Raw genomic sequence first — 244 nt, 5'->3', positions numbered from 1 at the left:
GCTCCTCCTGCGTGTAGCCGGTCATCGCGCGGAAGGCGCGGTTGGCGAAGACGATCGGGTTGTCCTCGCGCCGCGGGTCGGTGACGATCATCGGCATGCGCGTGGTTTCCACGGCGGCGAAGAAGATGTCGCCGTGCCGGTCGGTCAGCGGACCATCGCCTGTCTCGATCGTCACGCGCTGGCGCAGGAGACCTGCGTCAGGGCCGATCGGGTCGTCCGGCGCAGAGCCTTTGCTGCTCAACAC

1 protein-coding gene is annotated in these 244 nt (G+C 68.0%); it reads right to left on the bottom strand.

The window, feature by feature from the left end:
- On the bottom strand, window positions 1-244 hold a 244-nt coding region (locus tag Q5L94_RS14055; protein ID WP_317498966.1), incomplete at both ends, for a PAS domain-containing protein.

It is taken from the genome of Idiomarina sp. Sol25 (assembly GCF_033052775.1).
Lineage (GTDB): Bacteria > Pseudomonadota > Gammaproteobacteria > Enterobacterales > Alteromonadaceae > Idiomarina.
The sequence above is the reverse complement of the archived record's forward strand: the minus strand, read 5'-3'. Positions and strand labels throughout refer to the sequence as shown.